Below are 23,778 nucleotides of genomic sequence, written 5' to 3'. Positions count from 1 at the left end.
CGGGGCGTCCTGCAAAAGAAAGGGGGGCCCGGTGGCCCCCCTTTCGTTATCCGAACAGCGTCAGCACGCCGACGCTGGGGTCGACGACCCCTTCGTAGATCATCTTGCCCGCGACGTAGAGGATCACCAGCAACCCGACATAGGCGATCCAGCGATAGCGCTCGATATATTTGGCGATCAGGTTCGCCGCGATCCCCATCAGCGCCACCGACAGCAGCAGGCCGATGATGAGGATGCCGGGATGGTCGCGCGCGGCGCCGGCGACGGCCAGCACGTTGTCGAGGCTCATCGACACGTCCGCGACGGCGACCGCCCAGGCGGCGGCCGCGAAGCTCTTGGCCGGACGCAGGCCCGAATGCTCGTCGCCGTCGACCTCGGCCGATCCGGCATTTTGCGTTTCGCGCAGCTCGCGCCACATCTTCCACGCGACCCACAGCAGCAGGATGCCACCCGCGAAGATCAGCCCGATCACGCCGAGCAGCCAGCTGACCGCGAGCGCGAAGACGATGCGCAGGACGAGCGCCGCCATGATACCGATCAGGATCACCTTCTTGCGCTGGTCGATCGGCAGGCCCGCGGCGAGCGCGCCGACGACGATCGCATTGTCGCCCGCCAGCACGATGTCGATCATCAGCACCTGGACGAACGCGGCGAGCGCGGTCGGGCTGGTGATGTTCGAAAAGTCGTTGACGATATGCTGCCAGATCTCGGCCGGAGATCCCGGCCCGCTGGCGGCGGCCGCGCTCAGCATGGCGATGATGGACACGATTCACACTCCCGGTTGATGCGCATCGGCATAACGCAGCAGCGCGCGAAAGCCATGGCTCCCGCGCGCTGCATGATGTGTAACGTTTTATTGCTGTCGACGCGTGTCGGTGTAGTGCGGACGCGGGCAAGCCCGTGTCGTCGGACGGGTTGCCTTGCGGCACCCGCCGGCCGCGCTGCGGCGAGTCAGCCGGACGTGGCCGGCTGCCGCCCTGCGCGTTATTGATTCATGCTGTCGAAGAAATCTTCGTTGGTCTTGGAATTCTTCATCTTGTCGAGCAGGAATTCCATCGCGTCGATCGTGCCCATCTGCATGAGAATACGGCGCAACACCCACTGCTTGCTGAGCTTGTCCTTGTCGACCAGCAGCTCTTCCTTGCGGGTGCCCGACTTGCCGACGTCGAGCGCCGGGAAGACGCGCTTGTCGGCGACCTTGCGGTCGAGCACGATTTCCGAATTGCCGGTGCCCTTGAATTCTTCGAAGATGACCTCGTCCATGCGGCTGCCGGTGTCGATCAGCGCCGTGGCGATGATCGAGAGCGACCCGCCCTCCTCGATATTACGCGCCGCGCCGAAGAATCGCTTGGGCCGCTGCAACGCATTGGCGTCGACGCCGCCGGTCAGCACCTTGCCCGACGAGGGCACGACGGTGTTGTAGGCCCGGCCGAGGCGGGTGATGCTGTCGAGCAGGATCACGACGTCCTTCTTGTGCTCGACGAGCCGCTTGGCCTTTTCGATCACCATCTCGGCGACCTGGACGTGGCGCTGTGCGGGTTCGTCGAAGGTCGAGGACACGACCTCGCCCTTTACCGACCGCTGCATGTCGGTGACTTCCTCGGGCCGCTCGTCGATCAGCAGCACGATCAGGAACACCTCGGGATGGTTGTCCGAGATCGCGCGCGCGATGTTCTGAAGCATCACCGTCTTGCCGACGCGGGGCGGCGCGACGATCAGCGTGCGCTGGCCCTTTCCCTGCGGCGAGACGATGTCGATGACCCGCGCCGACTTGTCCTTCTGCGTCGGATCCGCAGGATCGAGCGTCAGCTTCGATTCCGGATACAGCGGCGTGAGGTTGTCGAAATTGACGCGATGGCGGACCGCATCGGGGTCGTCGAAATTGACGGATGTCAGCTTCACCAGCGCGAAATAGCGCTCGCCGTCCTTGGGCGCGCGGATCTCGCCCTCGACGGTGTCGCCGGTGCGCAGGCCGTGCTTGCGGACCTGGTTGGGCGAAATGTAGATGTCGTCCGGCCCGGCGAGGTAATTCGCCTCCGGGCTGCGCAGGAAACCGAAGCCGTCCTGCAACACCTCGATCGTGCCCAGGCCCATGATCTGGTCGCCGTTTTCGGCCTGCACCTTCAGGATCGCGAACAGCAGGTCCTGCTTGCGCAGCGTCGATGCGCCCTCGACCCCCAGTTCCTCGGCCATGCTGACCAGTTCGGCGGGCGTCTTTTTCTTCAAGTCTTTGAGATGCATGGAATGATCCGAATGCGTAGTCGGGGGAGATAGCCTGGTCGGCGAAGGAACCGCAGCGACGAAAAGCTGGAGGAGGAACGCGGAACCACCGGACGGCGGCTCTACGCGTGTTCAGGAGGTAAGCGGCCGATACGGGTTCGTCAAGCGGATTGGCGGCCCGGCCGATCCGCCACCCCGCATGGCGGATCAGAACGGCTTGACGAACACCAGCACGACGATGACGGTGGCGAGCAGCGCCGGGACCTCGTTGAGCATGCGCAGCCGCCGCCCGTCGAGCCGCATCACGCCCTTCGCCAGCCGCTTCGCATAGCCCACCGCCCAGCCGTGATAGCCCGACAGCGCCAGCACGAGCAGCAGCTTGGCGTGCAGCCATCCCTCGCCCCAATGCTGCCCCACCGTCGCCAGCGTCAGCCCCAGCACCCAGACGACGATCATCGCGGGGGTGAGGATGATCGACCGGATCTTGCCTTCGCGCACCACCCATTCGGCCGCCTCGCCGTCGCGCCCCGCCACCAGCGCCTCCTGATGATAGACGAGGTAGCGCGGCAGCATGAACAGCCCCGCCATCCAGAAGATGACGAAGATCACATGCGCCGCGACGATCCACAGATAGGCGCCGGCCAGCCAGTCCATCAGCGATTTTCCCTCGTTTGGTCCGCGCCGCGGACACGGGCGACCAGATGCTCGACGTGCGCGATCGGTGTGAACTGGCCGATGCCATGACCCAGGTTGAAGACGTGCGGACGCTCGGGGAACGCGGCCAGCACCCGGTCGATGCCGTCGTCGAGCGCGACGCCCCCGGCGAGCAGCGCGAGCGGATCGAGGTTGCCCTGCACCGGCATCCCCGGCGGCAGCATCGCGTCGGCCCAGAGCGGGTCGACCGTCTCGTCCAGCCCGATCGCGTCGACCCCCGTCTCGCGGGCATAGGCGGGAAGTTTGCCGCCCGCGCCCTTCGGAAAGCCGATGATGCACGCGTCCGGACAGCGCGCGCGCAATCCCGCGACGATCGCCGCATTGGGCGCGATCACCCAGCGTTCGTACTGCGCCGGCGACAGCGATCCCGCCCAACTGTCGAACAGCTGCACCGCCTCGACGCCCGCGGCGATCTGGCGGGCGAGATAGTCGATGGTCATCGCGACGATCGCATCGACGATCGCCTGGAACGCATCGGGATCGGCATAGGCGAAGGCGCGCGTCTCGCCCTGGTCCTTCGACCCCGCACCCGCGACCATATAGGTCGCCACCGTCCAGGGAGACCCCGCGAAGCCCAGGAACGTCGTTTCCGGAGGCAGGACCGCCGCCACGCGCTCGCAGGTGCCGTAGACGGGCTCCAGGCGCGCCGGCACCCGTGCCAGCGCCGCCAGCGCGGTATCGACCAGCGGCGGGCTGAGCCGTGGCCCCTCGCCCGGCCCGAACGTCAGGTCCTGCCCCAGCGCCCATGGCACCATCAGGATGTCGGAGAACAGGATCGCGCCGTCGAAGCCGAAGCGCCGGATCGGCTGCACCGTCACCTCGGCGGCGGCGTCGGGATCGGTGGCGAGCGCCAGGAAGCCGCCCTTCTCCGCCCGCAGCGCGCGATATTCGGGCAGATATCGCCCCGCCTGACGCATCAGCCAGATCGGCGGCACCGGCGGTTTCGCCCCGCGCAGGGTGGCGAGCAGCGGCTTGTTCACAGGATCGGCCAGCGTCCTTCTTCCTATAATAGAATCTTGAGAAAGGATGATGAAGTGGTTGGCGCGTGGATAACGGGATAAGCGCTTTCGTCCCGTAACCGCCAACAGGTTGACCGGCAAGGATCGGCGATTCCGCGGGGATTCGGGATCGCCCGTCCCCGTCATCCACAGCCTGTGGACAAGTCCATGCCCTGTGCGTGCAAATGTGGACAATATGCGGGTTGTCCACGCCGCGCGGGTCGCTTGGCGAGGGTGCCGACTTGCCCTATCGCTTATGCCCATGTTGTCCACAGTTCGGCCCCGGAGTCCCGCGCGATGATGCGCCTCCACCTCCACCTGCTGTCGGACTCGACCGGCGAGACGCTGGAGAACATCGCCAAGGCCGCGCTCGCGCAATATGACGATGTCGAGACCGTCCGTCACTTCTGGCCGATGGTGCGGACCGAGGCGCATCTGGAGCGCATCCTTCAGGAGATCGCGCAGAATCCGGGGCTGGTGATCTTCACCCTCGTCAACGTGGCCACCCGCCGCATCCTCGAACAGCGCTGCCTCGCGCTCGGCCTGCCCGCGGTCGCGCCGCTCGATCCGGTCAACGACGCGTTGTCGGGCTTGCTCGGCCAGCAGGCGAAGGCGCGTCCCGGCCGCCAGCACGCGCTCGACGCCGCCTATTTCGCGCGCGTCGATGCGATCCAGTGGACGATCGCGCACGACGACGGCATCGCGTCGGAGGATTGGGAAGAGGCGGAGATCGTGCTCGCCGGCGTGTCGCGTTCGTCGAAGACGCCGACCTCCATCTACCTCGCCAATCGTGGCTGGAAGACCGCGAACATCCCGATCGTCGTCGAAAGCCCGCCGCCGCGCATCCTGTTCGGGCTGAGGAATCCGCTCGTCGTCGGCCTGACAACCAGCGCCGACCGGCTGATCCAGATCCGTCGCAATCGCCTGCTCTCGCTCAACCAGATGCCCGACACACCCTATGTCGAGGAGGAAGCGGTGACGCGCGAGATCGCCTATGCCCGGCGGATGTTCGCCGACAACGGCTGGCCGGTGATCGACGTCACCCGCCGCTCGATCGAGGAAACCGCCGCCGCGATCATCGCGCTGGCGAACGAGCGCAAGGCAGGACTGACGAAGGCGACGGCCGAATGACCCCGCTCCTCCTCGCCTCGCAGAGCGCCTCGCGGCGCGCGATGCTCACCGCCGCGGGCGTGCCCTTCGACGCCACCGCCGCCGGGGTGGACGAGGATGCCGCCAAGGCGTCGCTCGCGGGCACCCGGCCGCGCGACCTCGCCGATGCGCTCGCCGAACTGAAGGCGGTGAAGGTCAGCCTGCGCCACCCCGACCGGCTGGTGCTGGGCAGCGACAGCGTCGTCGCGCTCGCCGACGGCACGTTGCTCGACAAGCCCGAAAGCCGCGCACAGGCCGCCGAGCATCTCGCGCGCATGGCTGGCGCCCGCCACGAACTGTGGAGCGCCGCGGTCGTGGCGGAAGCGGGGCGGCCGGTGTGGCGGCATGTCGAGGCGGCGCGGATGCACGTCCGCCCGCTTTCGCCGGCCTTCATCGAATCCTATCTCGATCGCGAGTGGCCGGCGATCGCAGGCTGCGTCGGCTGCTACCGGATAGAGGGGCCCGGCGCGCAGCTGTTCACCCGGATCGAGGGCAGCCAGTTCACCGTCCTCGGACTGCCGCTGCTCAATGTCCTCGACTATTTGCGTATCCGTGGAGTGATCCCCGCATGACCCGCCCCTATGCCGAGGTGATCGGCGATCCGATCGTGCAGTCGAAGTCGCCCGTGATCCACGGCTTCTGGCTCGACCGCCTGGGCCTCGACGCCGAATACCGCAAGACGCTGGTGGGCGCGGACGACCTGCCGCGCTTCTTCGCCGAACGGCGCGAGGATCCCGACTGGCGCGGCTGCAACATCACCATGCCGCACAAGCTCGCCGCGCTCGACCATGTCGACGATCGCGGCGACGTGCGCGGCGGCATCGGCGCGATCAACACCGTGTTCCGTGCCGACGACGGCGTGCCGGTCGGCACCAATACCGACGCCGGCGGCTTCTATGCGCCGCTCGCCGGCTTCGATTTCGCCGGTCGGCCCGTCACGGTCGTCGGTGCCGGCGGCGCGGCGCGCGCGATCCTGTTCGCGCTCGCCCGGATGGACGTCGGACCGGTCACCTTGCTCAACCGCAACGTGCTGAAAGCGGGCGTGCTGCTGTCGTCCTTCGGACTGAAGGGCCAGGCATTGCCGCTGGGCGCGCCGCTCGCGCCCGACACCGCGCTGCTCGTCAACGCCAGCACGCTCGGCATGGCGGGCCAGCCCCCGCTCGAGATGGACCTCGACGTGCTGGGCGAGGACGCGGTCGTCTACGACATCGTCTATGCGCCGCTCGAAACGCCGCTGCTCGCCGCGGCGCGCGCGCGCGGGCTCGATACCGTCGACGGGCTGGAGATGCTGGTCGGACAGGCGGCGCTCGCGTTCGAGCTGTTCTTCGGCGTCGCGCCGCCGCGCGATGGCGACGACGATCTGCGCGCGCTGCTGCTGGGATGACGCGACGGCCGCTGGTGCTTGGCCTCACCGGCTCGATCGGCATGGGCAAGTCGACCGTCGCGGCGATGTTCGCCGATGCGGGCGTGCCCGTCTTCGATGCCGATGCCGCCGTGCATCGGCTGCAGGGTCCCGGCGGCCGGCTCGTCGCGGCGATCGAGGCGGCCTTTCCCGGCACGACCGGCGCGGCGGGGGTGGACCGCCCTGCCCTGTCCGCCGCGGTCCTGGGCGACGATTCGGCGATGCGACGGCTGGAAGGAATCGTCCACCCCGCCGTGGCCGAGGACCGCGCCGCCTTCCTCGCCGCGCATGCCGATGCGCCGCTGGTCGTGTTCGACGTCCCGCTGCTGTTCGAGACCGGTGGCGAGCGCGGTGTCGACAGGGTCGCGGTGGTGTCCGCCGCGCCCGCCGTCCAGCGCGCCCGCACGCTGGCGCGGCCGGGCATGACGCCCGCGCGGCTCGACGCGATCCTCGCGCGCCAGCTGCCCGATGCCGACAAGCGCGCGCGTGCCGATGTCGTCATCCCCACCGATGTGCCGCTCGACGTCACGCGCGACGCGGTCCGCCGCGTCATCGCTTGCATGGTGCCGTCCACAGGCGGATAGAGGTGTCATGCGCGAGATCGTCTTCGATACCGAAACCACCGGCCTCAGTTTCGCCGGCGGCGACCGGCTCGTGGAGATCGGCTGCGTCGAGATGGTCAACCGCGTCGAGACGGGTCGGACCTTCCACGCTTATTACCATCCGGAGCGCGTCATGCCCGCCGAGGCGCAGGCGGTGCACGGGATCAGCGACGCCTTCCTCCGCGACAAGCCGAAATTCGCCGAGGCGTGCGAGGCGCTGATCGATTTCCTCGGCGAGGCGCCGCTGATCGCACACAACGCAGGCTTCGATTTTTCCTTCCTCAACGGCGAATTGAGCCGCTGCGGGCGCCGGATCGTCCACGTCGACCGGATGGTCGACACGCTCCAGATCGCGCGCAGCCGCCATCCCGGCGCCAAGCACACGCTCGACGCTCTGTGTTCGCGCTTCGGCGTCGATCGCTCGCATCGCGTGCTGCACGGCGCGCTGCTCGACGCGCAGCTGCTGGCACAGGTCTATGTCGAACTGCTCGGCGGGCGACAGATCGGACTGGGGCTGGTCAGCGACGCGTCTCGCGTCGAAACGATCCAGGTCACCGTCCGGCGGCCCGTCACGGTGCGCCCGCCGCGCACGTTCCGGGCGTCGGACGCGGAACTTGCGGCGCATGCCGCATTTGTTGCCAAGTTGCAGGATCCGCTTTGGGGGGTCGCGGCGTTCGATTAGCGCCAACCGGGCAAAGGCCAACAGGCCGGCCCACATCAATGGAGAAGAACATGGATATCCGGATCTCTGGTCATCAGGTCGCTACCGGCGACGCGCTCAAGGATCATGTGAGCGACCGGCTTCAGGGTATCGCCACGAAATATTTCGCCCGCGCCATCTCGGCCGAGGTGACCTTCGGCAAGGGGCCGCACGACGTCGGCTTCAAGTGCGACATCGTCGTCCACGTCATGAAGGGGCTGGTGCTCAAGGGCCGTCACGAGGCGCACGACGCCCACCCCGCGTTCGACGGCGCGGCGGGCAAGATCGAGACGCAGCTGCGCCGCTACATGCGTCGCCTGAAGGATCGTCACGCGGGAGAGGCCGCCGCGATCCAGGAGGACATGGGCTACGACAACGCCGGCTATACGTTGTTCCAGGAGACGGCACCGACCGAGGAGGACGTCGGCGACGCCCCGCTCATCATCGCCGAGACGCGCGTCGACATCCCCGACGCCAGCGTGTCGGACGCGGTGATGATGCTCGACCTGCGCGACACCGCCGCGCTGCTGTTCCGCAACGCGGGCACCGGCGCCTACAACATGGTCTACCGCCGCGGCGACGGCACGATCGGCTGGGTCGAACCGCAGCGCCAGGCGGTCGCACAGGCCGCGACGCAGCCCGCCGCCGGCTGAACTTCCTTCTCCCCGCCGGGCGCGCTACAGGGCCCGGCGGGGCCTTCATCATTGCCGAGTGTACCATGAACGACTTCAGCGACCTCCTGCGACCGGAGGCGGTCTACAAGGACGTGCCGGTCGCCCATAAGAAGGCGCTGTTCGTCCAGCTCGCCACCGCGGTCGACGCGCTGGGGCTCGACGGCCGGCTCACCGCCGAACGGCTGACCGCGCGCGAGAAGATCGGCTCGACCGGTTTCGGCGGCGGGGTCGCGATCCCGCACGCGCGGCTGCCCGGCCTCGACGCGGTGACCGGCGTGTTCATGCGCCTGGCGCAGCCGATCGAATTCGACGCGGTCGACGACCTGCCGGTCGACCTCGTCTTCATGCTGGTGTCGCCGGAGGATGCCGGTGCCGATCATCTGAAGGCGCTGGCGCGGGTGTCGCGCCGGCTGCGCGACCGGACGTTCCTCGCCAAGCTGCGCGGTGCGGGATCGCCCGACGCGCTCTATGCGCTGTTCACCGCCGACGCCGCGCGCGATGCCGCCTGACGCCGGCGCGGCCGCGCATTTTCGCGCGCTCGAAGCCCTCTACGCCGCCGCGCCGATCAACCGGCTGTTCGAATCCCGGCTCGAGATCGTCGAGGCCGGGGTGGCGCACATCCACTTCAGCCTCGACGAACGCCATTTCCACGCCGCGGGGGCGGTGCACGGAACCAGCTATTTCAAGATGCTCGACGATGCGGCTTTCTATGCCGCGAACAGCCTCGTCACCGATCGCTTCCTGCTGACCACCGCGTTCAACCTGCTGCTCACCCGCCCGTTGAAGGCGGGGCCGGTGGTCGCCGAGGGACGCTGGATCAGCGGCAAGCGCCGCGTCTACGTCGCCGACGCCCGGCTGATCGACGCCGATGGCGAGGAAGCGGCGCGCGGCACCGGCACGTTCATGCGATCCCAGATCCCGTTGTCGGGCCTGCCCGGTTATCGCGCGGCGTGAGCGACCGGCTGCCGACGCACATCGCGGTCGGCGCCTTGCTGCGCCGGGTCAACGACGCCGGCGGGATCGCCATGGTGCGTGCGAAAGGGGATGCGCAGGGTGGCGCGATCCTTGTGTTGATCGAGAGCCGTTCAGGTCCCGTACGGGTTCTGGAACGCACGATCGGATTCGACGGGTCAGTGACGCTGACTGAGTCGACTCCAGCAGACGGCGCCGAATCCTATTGGCGCCGACGCCGCGAACGCGACCCCGATCTGTGGGTCGTCGAACTGGACATCCCGGAAGCCGAACGGTTCGCCGCTGAAACGATCTCGGCGAATTGACTCGACGACGCCCGATCGCGAAGGACCCGCGCACAGTGAAAGCGCGTTGTGCCGCGCCTGGGTGCGATCCGGGTCGGTGACGCAGTCGGGGGGATGCCCGGACGGTCGGTTGACGATCGGGTCCGTGGTCCAACCGCATATCGAATACGTTAATGACGATCATGCAACGCGCCGCGGCCATCGCGGCGATGACTTTCTCTCTGGCGGGGCTGGTTAGCCACAGCTCGCCTGTCCGGGCATCGAACCTGGATCGCACCGCGATCCCCGCCCCGGCCGTTACCGCCCCGGCGGTCCGCATTCAGACCACCAACCCCGCTGCCCCCGCATCGGTTCCCGTCTCCGCCCCCGCGAGCATCACGCCGCAGGCCGCCGTCGAGATGGTGCAGCCGATCCCCTCGAGCGATGCCGCCGAGGATGACGAATACAATTCCCTCGCCGAAGCCGTCGCCGCGCAGGACGCCGACGCCGTCGATTCGACGCAGCGCTGCCTCGCCGGCGCGATCTATTTCGAATCGAAGGGCGAGCCGCTCGCCGGCCAGCTCGCGGTCGCCAACGTCATCATCAACCGGTCGAAGTCGGGCCGCTTCCCCGCCGACGTCTGCTCGGTCGTCAAGCAGCGCGGGCAGTTCAGCTTCGTGCGCGGCGGCGAGATTCCGTCGGTGGACGAGGGCCGGTCGTCGTGGCGCACCGCACTCGCGGTCGCCAAGATCGCCCTCGCCGCGGCGTGGGACAGCCCCGCCCCCAAGGCGCTGTTCTTCAACACCGCCGATCGCCGCCCGGGCGGCAACCTCACCAAGATCGCGATGATCGGCAACCACGTCTTCTATCGCTGATACCGACGGGGCGCTTGCCCCGTTCGTGGAATGTTCCTAAGCGGGGGTCATGCTCGACATGGCCCCCGCTTCGTGTCTGGATGGTGGCGATCCCGCGATCTGCGCCGCCGACGTGGCGCGCGGCGTGACGCGGATGCTGCTCCGCCACGACCTCACCACCATCGCCGAAGTCCCGCTCGACGGCGGTCGGCGCGCCGACCTGATGGCGATCGACGCCCGCGGGCAATTGGTGATCGTCGAGATCAAGGTGTCGCGCGCCGACCTGCTCGGCGACGGCAAATGGCCCGATTATCTGGGGCATTGCGACCGCTATTACTGGGCGGTTCCCGCCGGGTTCGACATAGCGCCGCTGGACGGCGCCGCCTTTCTGCCCGAACGCACCGGCGTGATCGTCGCCGATCGCTACGATGCGGCGATCGTGCGCGAGGCGCATACGGTTCCCCTGCCCGCGCACGTCCGCAAGCGCTGCACCCTGGGGTTCGCACGTCGGGCCGCGCGGCGGCTGACCGCGCTGGCCGATCCCGAGGCACTGGCGCTGTAGGTCGCCGCTATAGCTGATGCCCCGTCCGGTCGCGCTTCGTGGCCAGATAGCGCGCATTGTGGGGGTTGGCGGGCAGGGCGTGGGGCACGCGCTCGACGACGCGGACGCCGGCGGCCTCCAGGCCCGCCACCTTGGCGGGATTGTTGGTCAGCAGCCGCACCGCGCGCTGGCCGAGCAGGTCGAGCATCCGCGCCGCGACGCCGAAATCGCGCGCATCCACCGCAAAGCCCAGCCGCACGTTGGCGTCGACGGTGTCGTATCCCTGGTCCTGCAAGGCATAGGCACGCAGCTTGTTGACCAGCCCGATCCCGCGTCCCTCCTGCCGCAGGTACAGCAGGATGCCCCAGCCGCTGGCACGGATCGCGGCGATCGCGGCGCGCAATTGCGGTCCGCAGTCGCATTTCAGGCTGCCGAGCACATCGCCCGTCAGGCATTCGCTGTGCAGCCGGACCAGCGGCGGGCCGCCACCGGGCTGACCGATCAGCAGCGCGACATGCTCGTCGCTCGAATCGGGCGCGCGGAATGCGACGATCTCGGCATCCTCGGCACCCTCGACCGGCAGCCGCGCGCGCGTCGCGAGGCGCAGCGATCCGGCGTCCTGATGGCGGTCGATCGCATCGGGGGCGATCGTGACCTCCGGATCGATCCCGTCGATGACGAAGGCGGGCATCAGCCCGGCGATCCGCGCGAGCCGGATCGCGGCGAGGCTGGCGCGCGGGCGATCGACCGCAATGGTGCGGAACGGGCCCTTCATCGGCGTCGCGAGGTCGAATTGCGGATCGGCCAGCGCCACCGCGGTGTCGAGGTCGAGCCAGGGCGCGGGGGCGACGACGACGGGTGTATCCGGGTCGGCGGCGGCGCGCTGGTTGGTCAGGTTCAGCGTCGCCGCCCGCCCGCTCGAAATCAGCAGGGGCCACGCCCCGTCCGGCGCAAAGGCGGCGAGTGCGGCCGCGTCGGCGGTCTCGACCGCGAGCAGGGGCAGGGGGCCTTCGCCCGGCGCGTGGATCGCGATCGGCCAGCCGCGGCGCAGCGCGTCGATCGCGCGCGACACGGCGCGGGCGTCGTTCAAAACGCGAACTCGGTCATGATGGGGACGTGATCGGACGGCTTCAGCCAGCTGCGGCAATCCTCGAACACGGTGTGGCCGACCGCGGCGGCGGCGACGTCGCCCGTCGCCCACATGTGATCGAGGCGCCGGCCGCGGTCGTTCTTCGTCCAGTCGGACGAGCGATAGCTCCACCAGGTGTGGAGTCGCGCCGGCGCGGGATGGAAATGCCGGCCGAGATCGACCCAGTCGTTCGATCCCTGCAACCGGTCCAGCGCCTCGACCTCGACCGGCGTGTGGCTGACGACCTTCAGCAGCGCCTTGTGGCTCCATACGTCGGCAGGCAACGGCGCGATGTTGAAATCGCCGGTCAGGATCGTCGGCCCGACGAGCGTCCGCGACCATTGGGTCATCCGCTCGACGAAATCGAGTTTCTGCCCGAATTTCGGGTTGACGTCGCGATCCGGTACGTCGCCGCCGGCGGGAACGTAGACGTTCTCCAGCCGCACGCCGTTGGGCAGGCGGACACCGACATGGCGCGCCTCGCGGTTCGCCTGCCAGTCGAACCGGTCGTCGGCGGCGATCGGCACGCGGCTCAGGATCGCGACGCCATGGTGCATGCGCTGGCCGTGGATGACGATATGGTCGTAGCCGAGCGACCGGAACGTATCGAACGGGAAGTCCGCGTCGATCACCTTGGTTTCCTGCAGACACAGGATGTCGGGTTCGGCCTCGCGCAGGAACTGCTCGACGATGGCGATCCGGAAGCGGACCGAATTGATGTTCCAGGAGACGATCTTCACCGGGACGCATCTAGGCGGGGGGGAAGGGGCCGGCAAGGTTGGCGGAGGGCGTGGTTGCCACCGGCAGGGCCGCGGCGACAGGCGGCGGGTCCAAACGGAAAGGCCCCCGCTCCGGGGGCATGGAGCGAGGGCCGACCTGGCGTTCGTCACGCAGGCGGGAAGTGGTGGTTGATCGTCCGGGCAACAGGGGGAAAAATCCCGAACGCCCCACATCCGCGAGGACCGTTCTAGGCGCTCGAACCTGTCGCCCGGATGAATGGGTCCGGATAATTACCGTTTTATCGCGGGCTCGACCGCCGCGGGTCGTTCCATTTGAACGTCTGGTCGCTCACCGGCACGCCGAATCGCTGGTTGGTCAGGCGAATCGTCGTCCGGTTGTTCTGGCTGTCGAGCGCGACCCAGCCCTGCAAGGCCAGCCCGCCCGGCGCCGCGGCGCTCCGCGCGAAGATCAGGGTGATCTTGCCATATTCGGGGTGTTTGGGATCGTTCGCCTCGACCGAGACGACGGCGTCGTTGCCGGTCTGCACCAGCCGCGCGTAGCGGGTGATGTCGCGCGAGGGATCGAGCAGCACGCCCAGCGGCGAATTCCGGATCGGCCAGCGCTGCACCTGCCGCACCGAATAGTCGATGAAGGTCAGCGCGCCGCCCTCCGCGACGATCAGGATCGGCACCCCCTTTTCGTACTGGAAGCGCAGCTTGCCGGGCTTCTTGAGCGTGAACGTGCCGGTCAGCACCTTGCCGTTGCGGTCGGCCTGGCTGAAGTCGGCGGTCATGGTCTCGACCGCCTGGAGGTGGCGCTGCACCGCGGCCAGGTCGCCGGTCGCCTGCGCGGGCAGGACGGCGGGGGCGACGACGGCGGCGAGGGCGAAAGCGTATCGGATCATGGGTGTCCCGTGGAATGTGCGCATTGAATGCCTGCTGAACCGGGCAGGTTCCGGCCGGCGCCACGCGGCGTTCCGTCGTCCGCCGGCGGTCCGGGGAAGCCGTCCTCAGGTGTGGGCGGGGGACGGGCGCGTCAGATCGCATGTCCTTCGGTATCGCGCAGCACCTCGCGGCGGCCGACATGGTCCGGGCGGCTGACGATCCCGTCCTTCTCCATCTTCTCGATGAGCCGCGCGGCGGAATTGTAGCCGATGCGCAGCTGGCGCTGGAGCCAGCTCGTCGACGCCTTCTGCGATTCGCACACCAGCTGGATCGCGCTGCGATATTGCTGATCCTCCGCCGAATCCTCGCCCTCCGGCGATCCTTCCAGCGTGAAGCCGTCCTCGGGCTCCTCGGTGACGGAGGTGATATAGTCGGGCTGCCCCTGCGCGCGCCAATGATCGGCGATGGCGCGCACCTCGTCGTCGCTGACGAACGGGCCGTGGACGCGCACGATCCCCTTGCCGCCCGGCATGTAGAGCATGTCGCCCTTGCCCAGCAGCTGCTCGGCCCCCTGTTCGCCCAGGATGGTGCGCGAATCGATCTTGCTGGTGACGTGGAAGCTGATCCGGGTCGGCAGGTTCGCCTTGATGACGCCGGTGATGACGTCCACCGAGGGACGCTGCGTCGCCATGATGAGGTGGATGCCCGCCGCGCGCGCCTTCTGCGCCAGCCGCTGGATCAGGAACTCGACCTCCTTGCCCGCGGTCATCATCAGGTCGGCGAGCTCGTCGACGATGACGACGATCTGCGGCAGCGGCTCGTAGTCGAGCTGCTCCTCCTCGTACACGGGTTGTCCCGTCTCCGGATGATAGCCGGTCTGGACGCGGCGGCCGAGCCGCTGGCCCTTGGCCTTGGCGGCGCGCACCTTGTCGTTGAAGCCCGCAAGGCTGCGCACGCCGACCGAGGACATCTGGCGATAGCGGTCCTCCATCGTCTCGACCGCCCATTTGAGCGCGCGCACCGCCTTGGCGGGATCGGTGACGACGGGGGACAGCAGGTGCGGGATGTCGTCGTACATGCTCAGTTCGAGCATCTTGGGATCGATCATGATCATCCGGCACTGTTCCGGCGTCAGCCGGTAGAGCAGCGACAGGATCATGCAGTTGAGACCGACCGACTTGCCCGACCCGGTCGTGCCCGCGACGAGCAGGTGCGGCATCGGCGCGAGGTCGGCGATGACGGGATCGCCGGCGATGTTCTTGCCGAGGATGATCGGCAGCTGCGCGGCCTGGTCCTCGAACGTCTGGCTGGCGACCAGTTCGTGCAGGCTGACCGATTCGCGCCGGGTATTGGGCAGTTCGATGCCGATGACGTTGCGGCCCGGGATCACCGCGACGCGCGCCGACACCGCCGACATGTTGCGCGCGATGTCGTCGGCGAGCGCGATGACGCGGCTCGCCTTGATCCCCGGCGCGGGTTCCAGCTCGTACATCGTCACGACCGGGCCGGGGCGCACCTCGTTGATGACGCCGTGCACCTTGAAATCGTCGAGCACGTTTTCGAGCAGGCGCGCGTTGCGCTCCAGCGCGGCCTTGTCGATCGTGCCCTTGGGCGCCGGCGGCGCCGGGGTCAGCAGGTCGAGGCCTGGCAACGTGAAGCTGTGGCCGAGGTCGAAGCTCTGTTGTTTCGGCTTGGGCCTTGCGGCGGATGGCGCGGTGGCGCGATCGGCGATGACGGGTGCGGGGCGGGGATCGGGTTCGGCGATCGCGCGCGGCTCGATCACCTTGCGCGCGAGTTGCAGCGGCTCTTCGTCATCCTCGTCCGCGACGTCGTAGGCATCCCCGGCATCCCCGGCGGCGCGGCGGCGCGGCAGGCGGAAGCGGCGCTCGCCGAGGTCGATCTCCAGGCTCTTCGCCCAGACGATGATGCCCGCCACGCCCGCGATCAGGCCGATGCCGCGTGCCGCCCAGCGCTCGGCACCGGGCTGGCCGACGACGTGCAGCGCCCATTCGACCAGGTGCGCGACCGACAGGCCGACGACGCCGCCCCAACCCGCGGGCAGGGCGAGCACCGATGCATCGGACACGAACGCCAGCGCCGCCGCCATCAGCGCGACGCCCAGCGCCGCGTTGCGCAGCATCGCCAGCCAGCGGCCGGGGGGCTGGTCGCGCCACAGCCGCGCGGCGACGATCGGCGCGACCGGCAGCAGCAGCGCCACCGTCGGCCCGAACAGCGTCAGCGCCAGATCGGCGAACCACGCGCCCGGCGTACCCGCCAGGTTCTGGACCGCGCCGCCCGATGCGGTGTTGAGCGCGGCGTCGCTCGCCCGATAGCTGGCCAGCGCCAGCACCATCAGCAGCGTGGCGAGGAACAGCGCGATCGCGGCGACCAGTGCACCGCCGCGGACCGCCCCCGCCTTCACCGTCTCACGCAACAAGCCTGGCTGCGCACGGCTCGCCATCGCCCGATCCCTTCCATGTGCGAAAATGCCCGGGATTCATCGGGCCGCGCGCGCGTCACGTCAAGGCGACTGCGACGGGCGGGATGTATCGCGGCGCAGGCATGCGAACGCGAATATCCACGCCCCGGTGGCGCCCGACGCCGTTGGCACACCGGCCGCGCGCGCGTACAGGAGGGGATATGGACACAGATGTCATCATCCTCGGCGGCGGGCTGGTCGGCGCCACGCTTGCGGTCGCGCTCGACGTGCACGGCGTGCGCAGCATCGTCATCGACCCCGCCGACCCGGCGGTGATGCTGGCGCCCGGCTTCGACGGACGTGCCTCCGCCATCGCCAGCGCGACCGGGCGGATGCTCGACGCGATCGGCATCGGGGCGGCGCTGGCAGGGCAGGGCTGCGCGATCCGCCAGATCCGGGTGAGCGACGGGCTGGCGCCCGGCAAGCTCGATTTCCGACCGGCCGAAGGCGATGGCGCGCTCGGCACGATGTACGAGAACAAGCTGCTGCGCCGCACATTGTTCGAGGCGGCGCGTGCCGCGCGGCACGTTGACCTGCGGATGCGGACGCGCGCGACCGACATGACGCGCGGCGCCGATGGCGTCGTCGCGACGCTCGACGACGGCAGCGTGATCCGCGCGCCCCTGCTGATCGCCGCGGAAGGCCGCAATTCGCCCACGCGCGAGGCGGCGGGGATCGCCGTCGCGCGCTGGCAGTACGACCATGCCGCGATCGTCGGCGCGTTCCATCACGAATACCCGCACGACGACGTCGCCTATGAGATCTTCTATCCCTCCGGCCCGTTCGCGCTGCTGCCGTTGCCCGACGATGCGACCGGTCACCGGTCGGCGATCGTCTGGTCGGTGAAGGGCGCCGACGGCCCGGCGATGATGAAGCTGGGCGATCGCGCCTTCCTGGCGGAGGCGACGCGGCGGATGGGCGGGTTCCTCGGCGAACTGACCGACGCCAGCCCCCGCGCCAGCTACGCGCTCGGTTTCCACCATGCCGCGCGGATCACTGCGGAGCGGCTGGTGCTGGTCGGCGATGCGGCGCACGGCATCCATCCGATCGCGGGGCAGGGGCTCAACCTCGGCCTGCGCGACGCGGCGACGCTGGCGGAGGTGCTGGTCGACGGCAAGCGGCTGGGGCTCGATCTCGGCGATCCGGCGCTGCTCGAACGCTACCAGCGCTGGCGCGGGCTCGACACGTTCATGGTCGCGGCGGCGACGGACACGCTGACGCGGCTGTTCGGCGTGCCCGGCGCCGCGGCCAGCGCGATCCGCCGGTTCGGCATCGGTGCGGTCGACCGGCTGCCCCCGCTCAAGAACCGGTTCATGGCGGAAGCGCGCGGCGAGACGGGCACGCTACCCAAGCTCTTGCAGGGGCTGCACATATGAGCGGGCCGGCGGCGACGCCGTCGCCGTCGCCGTCGCCGGTCGCCCGGGTCCAGCAGGGCGTCGCGCGCGGTATCGGCATCGGCCTGGGGCTGACGATCGCGGCGGTGGTGATCGGCTACGGGCGCAGCGCCGCGGCGACGCTCGAAAGCCGGTTCGCGACGCTCGGCATCGCCGCGCTGGTGCTCGGCCTCTGGCTCGCCGCGGCGATCGGTTCGGTCGCGCGCCGCCGCTTCGTGTCGGACGGCGCGATCGGCGGCCGTGACGGCGTCGATCCCGGCGTGGACACCGGCAACGCCATCCTGCGCAACACCGCCGAACAGGTGCTGCTCGCCGGTTTCGCCTATACCGCGCTGACGCTGCTCAGCGACCATGCGCGCGTGCCCGTGGCGCTGTTCGTCGCCTGTTTCTCGGCGGGGCGGCTGCTGTTCTGGACCGGCTATCGCGACGGCGCCGAAGCGCGCGCCCTGGGCTTCGCGCTGACCTTCTACCCCAGCGTCGCGGCGTTGCTGATGGCGGTGTTCGCGCTCGCGACGGCCTAGATAGGCCGCGCCGGTCAGATCCGGCGCGCGTGCTCGACCAGCATCACCGGTACGCCGTCGCGGACGGGATAGGCGAGTCCGGCGGCGTCGGACACCAGTTCGCCCGCGTCCTCGTCATAGCGCAGCGGCTGGCGCGTGACCGGGCAGACGAGGCGTTCGAACAGCCACGGGTCGATCATTGCAGCGTGACCTTGTCCTCGCCGTCGTGGCGACCGAAGAACTGCATGAGCTGGATGATGAGCTCGGCGCGCGTCTCGATGTCCTGCGCCTCCAGCAGCGCCTGTTTCGCTGCGGAATCGAAGGGGGCGATCTGGGCGATGCCGTTGACCAGGCTTTCGTCGTCGAGCCGGCCGACCGCGTCCCAATCCACCGCATAGCCCTGTGCGTCGGCGAAGCGGCGCGATTCGAGTTCGAGCGAGGATCGCCGGCCGAGCGACAGCATGTCGTCGCCGGGGGCGGGCAGCATCACCGCCTCGACCTGGCGGAACGGGGTCGTCACGTCGAGCTCGCGCACCACGCGGAACAGCGCCACGCCCTCCAGCACCAGATTGTAGCGCCCGTCGTCCAGCGCCTCGACCTCCGCGATCTTGCCGACGCAGCCGATGTCGTAGAGCGCGGTCGCATCGCCGCCGGTGCCCATCGGCTGGATCATGCCGATCCGCCGGTCGCGCGCCATCGCGTCGCTCACCATCGCGCGATAGCGCGGCTCGAAGATGTGCAGCGGCAGGTGCATGCCGGGAAACAGCAACGCCCCCGGCAGCGGAAAGATCGACAGGCGGCCGATGACCGGGGCGGCGGTCATCCGAACAGGATCGCGGACAGGCGGCGGCGCTGCGCCGATACCCAGGGGTCCTCCAGTCCGACGACCTCGAACACCTTGAGCAACTGCTGGCGCGCCGCGCCGTCGTTCCACGCGCGGTCGGCGGCGACGATGGCGAGCAGATTGTCGGCGGCGCCGTCGCGGTCGCCCGCCGCCATCTGCGCATTGGCGAGCGCGAAGCGGCGATCGTGATCGTCGGGATGGGCCGCCACCTCGGCCTGAAGCCCGGCGAAATCGTCGACCGGCGGCGCGCTCCGCGCGAGTGCCAGTGCCGCCTTCGCCCGGTCGATGCCGGCGTCGTGGACGTCGGCGGGCAGCGCGTCGATCGCCGCCTGCGCCTCGTCGGTCAGGCCGAGCGCGACCAGCGCGCGGATGCGGCCCGACAGCACCGCCGGATCCTCCGGCGCCATCTCGACCAGCTGGTCGAAGATCGACAGCGCGCGCTCGCCGTCGCCGCTCGCCAGCACCTCCTCGCCCATCGCGATCAGCGGCGCGATCTCGGCGGCGGCATCGGCGCCGGGCGCCGCGATCGGCAGCTGCTTGAGCAGCTGGTCGAGGATCGTACGCAGCTGCGATTCGGTGCGCGCGCTGGTCAGGTCGGCGACCAGCTGCCCCTGGAACATCGCATAGACGGTGGGGATCGACTTGATCTGGAACTGCGCGGAGATGAAGGGATTCTTGTCGGTGTCGATCTTGGCGAGCACGACGCCGCGATCCGCATAGGCGGCCGCGACCTTTTCGAGCGTCGGCCCCAGCGCCTTGCACGGCCCGCACCATTCCGCCCAGAAATCGATGATGACCAGGCTGGTCATCGACGGTTCGACGACGTCGCGGCGGAAATCCTCGACCGCCTGCTTCTCGGCTGGCGACATTCCTAGCGTGGCCACGTCATGCTCCTTGCGTTTCGGTTGCCGCCCATGTGGGGCAGCGGCGCGCCGACGCCAAGGCTTTTGCACGCCGGCACGATCGAAGGGGCCGGACGCGCCCTCAATGGAAGTCGCGCGATCTGGGCATGACCCGCACGTCGCGCGGGTGGCCGCCGCGCGGATCGCGGCTGGCGATCGGTTTCGGGCGGATCACCTCGTCGACCGGCAGCAGCGGCGTCTGCGCGTCGTAATCGGACGACAGGCGGCGCAGCTCGGCGGTGCGGTCATGGGCGCGGACCGCCATCAGATGCACGACGCCTTCCTCGCTGCGCTGGATCACCCCTTCCATCACCAGCAGCCGCGCCGCCATCACCGCGCGTCGGTTCGCCTCGAAATCGCGCGCCCACATCAGCGCGTTGGTGATGCCGGTTTCGTCCTCGATCGTCACGAAGATGGCGTTGCCCTTGCCCGGCCGCTGCCGCACCAGCACCACGCCGGCGACCTTCGCGCGCCGCCCGTCCTTCGCACGGCTGGCCTGCGCGCTCGACAATACGCCCTCGGCGGCGAACACCGGGCGCAGGAAGCGCATCGGATGATCCTTCAGCGACAGGCGCGTCGTCTGGTAATCCGCCGCGACCTGTTCGGCCGGCGGCATCGCGGGCAGCCGCGCGTCGGCCTCTTCGCCCAGTTCGGGCGCGTCGGCGGCGGCGAACAGCGCGAGCTGCTTCGGCGGCGTCCGCCGCACCTCCCACAGCGCCGCGCGGCGATCGACCGCGATCGATCCGAACGCGTCGGCATCGGCGAGCAGGTTGAGCCCGCGCGTCGGCAGGCCCGCGCGCGCCGCCACCGCCTCGATTCCCGCGAACGGCACCGCCCCGCGCGCCGCGACCAGATCGGCGGCCCAGTGTTCGCGGAAGCCGTCGACCTGGCGAAACCCCAGCCGGATCGCCAGGCTCCCGTCGTCGAGCGGTTCGAGCGCATTGTCCCAGACGCTGGCATTGACGTCGATCGGCCGCACCACGACGCCATGGTCGCGCGCGTCCTGCACCAGCTGCGCGGGCGCATAGAAGCCCATCGGCTGCGAATTGAGGATCGCGCAGCCGAACGCGGCCGGGTGGAAGCATTTGATCCACGACGACACATAGACCAGCCGCGCGAACGACAGCGCATGGCTTTCGGGAAAGCCATAGCTGCCGAACCCCTCGATCTGCTTGTAGCAGCGCATCGCGAAGTCGCGCTGGTAGCCGCGGCGGACCATACCCTCGATCAGCTTCGCCTCGAAATTCTCCATGCCGCCGACCTTGCGGAACGTCGCCATCGACTTGCGCAGCTGGTTGGCCTCGTCCGGCGTGAATTCCGCCGCGACGATGGCGAGCTTCATCGCCTGTTCCTGGAACAGCGGCACGCCATAGGTTTCCTTCAGCAGGTTGCGCAGCTCGTCGGGATCGTGCGGCGGCGCGGGCGAGGGGAATTCGGCGACCTCCTTGCCCGCCCGCCGGCGCAGATAGGGGTGGACCATGTCGCCCTCGATCGGCCCCGGCCGGACGATCGCGACCTGCACCACCAGATCGTACAGTTTGCGCGGTTTCAGCCGCGGCAGCATGTTGATCTGCGCCCGGCTCTCGACCTGGAACACGCCGATGCTGTCGCCCCTGCACAGCATGTCGTAGACGGGCGGATCGTCGGGCGGGATCGAATCGAGGTCGTGTTGCCCCAGGCCATGGTCGCGCATCAGGTCGAACGCCTTGCGGATGCAGGTCAGCATGCCGAGCGCCAGGATGTCGACCTTCATGATCTTCAGTTCGTCGATGTCGTCCTTGTCCCATTCGATGAAGGTGCGATCCTCCATCGCGCCGTGATGGATCGGCACCGTTTCGTCGAGGCGGCCGTGGGTCAGGACGAAGCCGCCGACGTGCTGCGACAAATGGCGCGGAAAGCGCAGCAGCGAATCGACCGTCGTCTTCAGCCGCGCGATCTCCGGATTGTCGAGGCTGAACCCGGTCTCGTGAAAGCGCCGCTCCTCGAACCGGTCGGAAAAGCTGCCCCAGACGGTGCTGGTCAGTCGCTGCGTCACGTCCTCGCTCAGGCCCAGCGCCTTGCCCGCCTCGCGCACCGCGCTGCGCGGGCGGTAATGGATGACGGTCGCCGCGATCGCCGCGCGATGGCGGCCGTAGCGGCGATAGATGTATTGCATCACCTCCTCGCGCCGCTCGTGTTCGAAATCGACGTCGATGTCGGGCGGCTCGTCGCGCTCCGCCGACACGAAGCGCGAGAAGAGCAGGTCGTAGCGCATCGGATCGACCGAGGTGACGCCGAGCAGCCAGCAGACCGCCGAATTCGCCGCCGATCCGCGCCCCTGGCACAGGATCGGCGGCCGGCATTCCTCGCGCGCGAAGCGGACGATGTCGTGCACGGTCAGGAAGTAATAGGCATATTGCCGCGCCGCGATCAGCGGCAGCTCCTCGTCGAGCAGCTTCTGCAACCGGTCGGGAATCCCGTCGGGAAAGCGGTCCCGCGCCGCGGCATAGGTGATGTGCTCCAGCCACCCCTGCGCGTCCCAGCCCTCCGGCACCGGCTCGTGCGGATATTCGTAGGCGAGGTCGGTCAGCGCGAAGCCGATCCGGTCGAGGATCTCGCCGCTCGCCGCCACCGCCTGCGGCTGCGCCGCGAACAGGCGGGCCATCTCCCCGGCGGGTTTCAGGTGGCGTTCGGCATTGGCGGCGAGCGTCCGGCCGGCGGCGCGGATCGTCGTGCCCTGGCGGATGCAGGCGAGCACGTCGTGCAGCGGTCGCGCGTCGGCCGCGGCATAGAGCGCGTCGCAGGTGGCGAGCAGCGGCACGCCCGCCGCCGCCGCCTGTCGCGCATGCCCCGCCAGCCGGCGCTGGTCGCGCCCGCCACGCGGCATGTCCACGCCCAGCCAGACGCGCCCCGGCATTGCCGCCGCAAGGCGCTCGAGCGTCGTCGACAGGTCGGCGTCGGTACGCATCGGCGGCAGCAGCGCATCGGGGCGGGCGGTCGCCGGACGCGCGCTCGATTGGGGCCGCACGATCGCGATCAGGCCGTCGCAATGGCGCAGCAGGTCGCCCAGCCCGAGGATGCAATCGCCCTTCTGCGCGCGCAGGTTGCCGGTGGTCAGCAGCCGCGTCAGCCGTCCCCAGCCATGGCGGTCGACCGGATAGGCGACGATATCCGGCGTCCCGTCGGCGAAGACCAGCCGTGCGCCCACCACCAGCCGGAAACCGATGTCGGCGATGCCCTGTTCGGCGAACCGCTCACGGATCAGCCGCAGCTCGCGATGCGCGCGCACCACGCCGGCGACGGTGTTGCGATCGGCGATGCCGATTCCGGCATGGCCCAGCGATATCGCCTCGCGCACCATGTCCTCGGCATGGCTGGCGCCGTCGAGGAACGAGAAGTTGGTCGCCGCGACGAGTTCGGCGAAGCCGGTCATGCGAACAGGCCGTGGATGTACCAGTTGGGCGTTTCCGCCTCGCTGTAGAGGCCGTGGCGAAAGATCCAGAAGCGGCGGCCGCGGCGGTCCTCGACCCGGTAATAGTCGCGCGTCGGGATGACCGCGTCGTGCCGCCGCCACCATTCGCCCGCGATCCGCTCCGGCCCTTCCGACCGCGCGATCTCGTGCACCCGGCGGCGCCAGCGGAAGCGAGCAGGGGGGCCGTCCGGCACCTCCGCCATGACGCTCTCGATCGGCTGTGGCGGATCGAACAGATAGATCGGGCGCAGCGGCGGCTCGCCCGCCTCCACCGCGGGCCACGCCGCGGCGGGCGGATAGGCGGTCGCGGGCAGCATCAGCTCCGCCTGTTCGGGGATATGGCTGTCGCGCGCGCCGAAGCGGCGGACGCGGTTGCGTCCCAGCCG

General features: G+C 69.3%; 26 protein-coding genes. 13 read left to right on the top strand and 13 right to left on the bottom strand.

Annotation, left to right across the window (positions count from 1 at the left end; genetic code table 11):
- Window positions 1-46: 46 nt before the first annotated feature.
- The 4 genes from LPN01_RS09010 to hemE all read right to left on the bottom strand — a co-directional run bounded on the left by LPN01_RS09010 (window position 47) and on the right by hemE (window position 3,914).
- On the bottom strand, window positions 47-751 hold the full coding sequence (locus tag LPN01_RS09010) for a TerC family protein (protein ID WP_262828148.1): 705 nt from the start codon (window positions 749-751) through the stop codon (window positions 47-49).
- A 233-nt stretch (window positions 752-984) separates the two neighbouring features.
- Window positions 985-2,241, bottom strand: a complete 1,257-nt coding sequence (gene rho, locus LPN01_RS09005) for a transcription termination factor Rho (RefSeq protein WP_163957295.1) — start codon at window positions 2,239-2,241, stop codon at window positions 985-987.
- A 186-nt stretch (window positions 2,242-2,427) separates the two neighbouring features.
- Window positions 2,428-2,874: a CopD family protein gene (locus LPN01_RS09000; protein ID WP_262828049.1), complete on the bottom strand. Its 447-nt coding sequence runs from the start codon at window positions 2,872-2,874 to the stop codon at window positions 2,428-2,430.
- A complete protein-coding gene (gene hemE / locus LPN01_RS08995) occupies window positions 2,874-3,914 on the bottom strand; it encodes a uroporphyrinogen decarboxylase (RefSeq protein WP_262828048.1) in 1,041 nt (346 codons plus the stop codon). Before hemE ends, LPN01_RS09000 begins: the two co-directional genes overlap by 1 nt.
- Window positions 3,915-4,229: 315 nt before the next feature.
- Here hemE and LPN01_RS08990 point away from each other — a divergent pair, with 315 nt between their 5' ends.
- The 11 genes from LPN01_RS08990 (at window position 4,230) to LPN01_RS08940 (ending at window position 11,110) form a co-directional block, all read left to right on the top strand.
- Entirely contained in the window at window positions 4,230-5,063 is an 834-nt protein-coding gene (locus tag LPN01_RS08990; RefSeq protein WP_262828047.1) for a pyruvate, water dikinase regulatory protein, read from the top strand.
- The gene (locus tag LPN01_RS08985) at window positions 5,060-5,653 is read left to right on the top strand and encodes a Maf family protein (protein WP_262828046.1); all 594 of its coding nucleotides are present in this window, start codon (window positions 5,060-5,062) and stop codon (window positions 5,651-5,653) included. The genes LPN01_RS08990 and LPN01_RS08985 overlap by 4 nt, the downstream gene beginning before the upstream one ends.
- Entirely contained in the window at window positions 5,650-6,465 is an 816-nt protein-coding gene (locus LPN01_RS08980) for a shikimate dehydrogenase family protein (RefSeq protein ID WP_262828045.1), read from the top strand. The genes LPN01_RS08985 and LPN01_RS08980 overlap by 4 nt, the downstream gene beginning before the upstream one ends.
- Window positions 6,462-7,067 (top strand): dephospho-CoA kinase, encoded by a 606-nt coding sequence (coaE, locus tag LPN01_RS08975; protein ID WP_262828044.1) that lies wholly within the window; start codon window positions 6,462-6,464, stop codon window positions 7,065-7,067. The genes LPN01_RS08980 and coaE overlap by 4 nt, the downstream gene beginning before the upstream one ends.
- 7 nt (window positions 7,068-7,074) lie before the next feature.
- Window positions 7,075-7,767: a DNA polymerase III subunit epsilon gene (gene dnaQ, locus LPN01_RS08970; protein ID WP_262828043.1), complete on the top strand. Its 693-nt coding sequence runs from the start codon at window positions 7,075-7,077 to the stop codon at window positions 7,765-7,767.
- A gap of 50 nt (window positions 7,768-7,817) precedes the next feature.
- A complete protein-coding gene (hpf, locus tag LPN01_RS08965) occupies window positions 7,818-8,438 on the top strand; it encodes a ribosome hibernation-promoting factor, HPF/YfiA family (protein WP_262828042.1) in 621 nt (206 codons plus the stop codon).
- 65 nt (window positions 8,439-8,503) lie between these two features.
- A complete protein-coding gene (locus LPN01_RS08960) occupies window positions 8,504-8,968 on the top strand; it encodes a PTS sugar transporter subunit IIA (protein WP_262828041.1) in 465 nt (154 codons plus the stop codon).
- Entirely contained in the window at window positions 8,958-9,413 is a 456-nt protein-coding gene (locus tag LPN01_RS08955; RefSeq protein ID WP_262828040.1) for a PaaI family thioesterase, read from the top strand. The genes LPN01_RS08960 and LPN01_RS08955 overlap by 11 nt, the downstream gene beginning before the upstream one ends.
- Window positions 9,410-9,736, top strand: a complete 327-nt coding sequence (locus LPN01_RS08950; protein ID WP_262828039.1) for a DUF1491 family protein — start codon at window positions 9,410-9,412, stop codon at window positions 9,734-9,736. The genes LPN01_RS08955 and LPN01_RS08950 overlap by 4 nt, the downstream gene beginning before the upstream one ends.
- A 152-nt stretch (window positions 9,737-9,888) precedes the next feature.
- Complete coding sequence (locus tag LPN01_RS08945) at window positions 9,889-10,569, top strand: cell wall hydrolase (RefSeq protein WP_262828038.1); 681 nt, start codon at window positions 9,889-9,891, stop codon at window positions 10,567-10,569.
- A 49-nt stretch (window positions 10,570-10,618) separates the two neighbouring features.
- Window positions 10,619-11,110, top strand: coding sequence for an MmcB family DNA repair protein (locus tag LPN01_RS08940; protein WP_262828037.1), 492 nt, complete (start codon window positions 10,619-10,621; stop codon window positions 11,108-11,110).
- Between the two features lie 7 nt (window positions 11,111-11,117).
- On the opposite strand, the gene ribA is transcribed toward LPN01_RS08940, so the two are convergent.
- The 4 genes from ribA to LPN01_RS08920 all read right to left on the bottom strand — a co-directional run bounded on the left by ribA (window position 11,118) and on the right by LPN01_RS08920 (window position 16,283).
- Window positions 11,118-12,179, bottom strand: a complete 1,062-nt coding sequence (ribA, locus tag LPN01_RS08935; RefSeq protein WP_262828036.1) for a GTP cyclohydrolase II — start codon at window positions 12,177-12,179, stop codon at window positions 11,118-11,120.
- Window positions 12,176-12,958, bottom strand: a complete 783-nt coding sequence (locus tag LPN01_RS08930) for an exodeoxyribonuclease III (RefSeq protein WP_262828035.1) — start codon at window positions 12,956-12,958, stop codon at window positions 12,176-12,178. Before LPN01_RS08930 ends, ribA begins: the two co-directional genes overlap by 4 nt.
- A gap of 278 nt (window positions 12,959-13,236) precedes the next feature.
- Complete coding sequence (locus tag LPN01_RS08925) at window positions 13,237-13,842, bottom strand: LolA family protein (RefSeq protein WP_262828034.1); 606 nt, start codon at window positions 13,840-13,842, stop codon at window positions 13,237-13,239.
- Between the two features lie 131 nt (window positions 13,843-13,973).
- A complete protein-coding gene (locus LPN01_RS08920) occupies window positions 13,974-16,283 on the bottom strand; it encodes a DNA translocase FtsK (RefSeq protein WP_262828033.1) in 2,310 nt (769 codons plus the stop codon).
- A 179-nt stretch (window positions 16,284-16,462) separates the two neighbouring features.
- Between LPN01_RS08920 and LPN01_RS08915 the strand changes: the two genes are divergently transcribed.
- Window positions 16,463-17,677 (top strand): UbiH/UbiF/VisC/COQ6 family ubiquinone biosynthesis hydroxylase, encoded by a 1,215-nt coding sequence (locus LPN01_RS08915; RefSeq protein ID WP_262828032.1) that lies wholly within the window; start codon window positions 16,463-16,465, stop codon window positions 17,675-17,677.
- Window positions 17,674-18,216 carry a hypothetical protein gene (locus LPN01_RS08910; protein WP_262828031.1) on the top strand — a complete coding sequence of 181 codons (543 nt, stop codon included), beginning with the start codon at window positions 17,674-17,676 and terminating at the stop codon, window positions 18,214-18,216. Before LPN01_RS08915 ends, LPN01_RS08910 begins: the two co-directional genes overlap by 4 nt.
- A gap of 14 nt (window positions 18,217-18,230) precedes the next feature.
- Here LPN01_RS08910 and LPN01_RS08905 read toward each other — a convergent pair whose 3' ends face one another.
- The 5 genes from LPN01_RS08905 to LPN01_RS08885 form a co-directional block, all read right to left on the bottom strand.
- Entirely contained in the window at window positions 18,231-18,395 is a 165-nt protein-coding gene (locus LPN01_RS08905) for a Trm112 family protein (RefSeq protein ID WP_262828030.1), read from the bottom strand.
- On the bottom strand, window positions 18,392-19,018 hold the full coding sequence (locus tag LPN01_RS08900; protein ID WP_262828029.1) for an LON peptidase substrate-binding domain-containing protein: 627 nt from the start codon (window positions 19,016-19,018) through the stop codon (window positions 18,392-18,394). The genes LPN01_RS08905 and LPN01_RS08900 overlap by 4 nt, the downstream gene beginning before the upstream one ends.
- A complete protein-coding gene (locus LPN01_RS08895; protein WP_262828147.1) occupies window positions 19,015-19,908 on the bottom strand; it encodes a tetratricopeptide repeat protein in 894 nt (297 codons plus the stop codon). The genes LPN01_RS08900 and LPN01_RS08895 overlap by 4 nt, the downstream gene beginning before the upstream one ends.
- 115 nt (window positions 19,909-20,023) lie before the next feature.
- The gene (locus tag LPN01_RS08890) at window positions 20,024-23,353 is read right to left on the bottom strand and encodes an error-prone DNA polymerase (protein WP_262828028.1); all 3,330 of its coding nucleotides are present in this window, start codon (window positions 23,351-23,353) and stop codon (window positions 20,024-20,026) included.
- Window positions 23,350-23,778: DUF6504 family protein (locus tag LPN01_RS08885; RefSeq protein WP_410482822.1), on the bottom strand; the 429-nt coding region annotated here is incomplete at its 5' end. The genes LPN01_RS08885 and LPN01_RS08890, both read right to left, overlap by 4 nt.

The sequence above is a fragment of the Sphingomonas sp. A2-49 genome, from assembly GCF_025548555.1.
Classification (GTDB): domain Bacteria; phylum Pseudomonadota; class Alphaproteobacteria; order Sphingomonadales; family Sphingomonadaceae; genus Sphingomonas.
This window is presented reverse-complemented; position numbering and strand designations above follow the sequence as displayed.

Excerpts from the sequence above, each read along its gene's own strand:
- LPN01_RS09010 (WP_262828148.1), bottom strand. The coding sequence starts at position 751 with ATGCTGAGCGCGGCCGCCGCCAGCGGGCCGGGATCTCCGGCCGAGATC.
- rho (WP_163957295.1), bottom strand. The coding sequence starts at position 2,241 with ATGCATCTCAAAGACTTGAAGAAAAAGACGCCCGCCGAACTGGTCAGC.
- LPN01_RS09000 (WP_262828049.1), bottom strand. The coding sequence starts at position 2,874 with ATGGACTGGCTGGCCGGCGCCTATCTGTGGATCGTCGCGGCGCATGTG.
- LPN01_RS08990 (WP_262828047.1), top strand. The coding sequence starts at position 4,230 with ATGATGCGCCTCCACCTCCACCTGCTGTCGGACTCGACCGGCGAGACG.
- LPN01_RS08985 (WP_262828046.1), top strand. The coding sequence starts at position 5,060 with ATGACCCCGCTCCTCCTCGCCTCGCAGAGCGCCTCGCGGCGCGCGATG.
- LPN01_RS08980 (WP_262828045.1), top strand. The coding sequence starts at position 5,650 with ATGACCCGCCCCTATGCCGAGGTGATCGGCGATCCGATCGTGCAGTCG.
- coaE (WP_262828044.1), top strand. The coding sequence starts at position 6,462 with ATGACGCGACGGCCGCTGGTGCTTGGCCTCACCGGCTCGATCGGCATG.
- dnaQ (WP_262828043.1), top strand. The coding sequence starts at position 7,075 with ATGCGCGAGATCGTCTTCGATACCGAAACCACCGGCCTCAGTTTCGCC.
- hpf (WP_262828042.1), top strand. The coding sequence starts at position 7,818 with ATGGATATCCGGATCTCTGGTCATCAGGTCGCTACCGGCGACGCGCTC.
- LPN01_RS08960 (WP_262828041.1), top strand. The coding sequence starts at position 8,504 with ATGAACGACTTCAGCGACCTCCTGCGACCGGAGGCGGTCTACAAGGAC.
- LPN01_RS08955 (WP_262828040.1), top strand. The coding sequence starts at position 8,958 with ATGCCGCCTGACGCCGGCGCGGCCGCGCATTTTCGCGCGCTCGAAGCC.
- LPN01_RS08945 (WP_262828038.1), top strand. The coding sequence starts at position 9,889 with ATGACGATCATGCAACGCGCCGCGGCCATCGCGGCGATGACTTTCTCT.
- LPN01_RS08940 (WP_262828037.1), top strand. The coding sequence starts at position 10,619 with ATGCTCGACATGGCCCCCGCTTCGTGTCTGGATGGTGGCGATCCCGCG.
- LPN01_RS08925 (WP_262828034.1), bottom strand. The coding sequence starts at position 13,842 with ATGATCCGATACGCTTTCGCCCTCGCCGCCGTCGTCGCCCCCGCCGTC.
- LPN01_RS08920 (WP_262828033.1), bottom strand. The coding sequence starts at position 16,283 with ATGGCGAGCCGTGCGCAGCCAGGCTTGTTGCGTGAGACGGTGAAGGCG.
- LPN01_RS08915 (WP_262828032.1), top strand. The coding sequence starts at position 16,463 with ATGGACACAGATGTCATCATCCTCGGCGGCGGGCTGGTCGGCGCCACG.
- LPN01_RS08910 (WP_262828031.1), top strand. The coding sequence starts at position 17,674 with ATGAGCGGGCCGGCGGCGACGCCGTCGCCGTCGCCGTCGCCGGTCGCC.
- LPN01_RS08905 (WP_262828030.1), bottom strand. The coding sequence starts at position 18,395 with ATGATCGACCCGTGGCTGTTCGAACGCCTCGTCTGCCCGGTCACGCGC.
- LPN01_RS08900 (WP_262828029.1), bottom strand. The coding sequence starts at position 19,018 with ATGACCGCCGCCCCGGTCATCGGCCGCCTGTCGATCTTTCCGCTGCCG.
- LPN01_RS08895 (WP_262828147.1), bottom strand. The coding sequence starts at position 19,908 with ATGTCGCCAGCCGAGAAGCAGGCGGTCGAGGATTTCCGCCGCGACGTC.
- LPN01_RS08890 (WP_262828028.1), bottom strand. The coding sequence starts at position 23,353 with ATGACCGGCTTCGCCGAACTCGTCGCGGCGACCAACTTCTCGTTCCTC.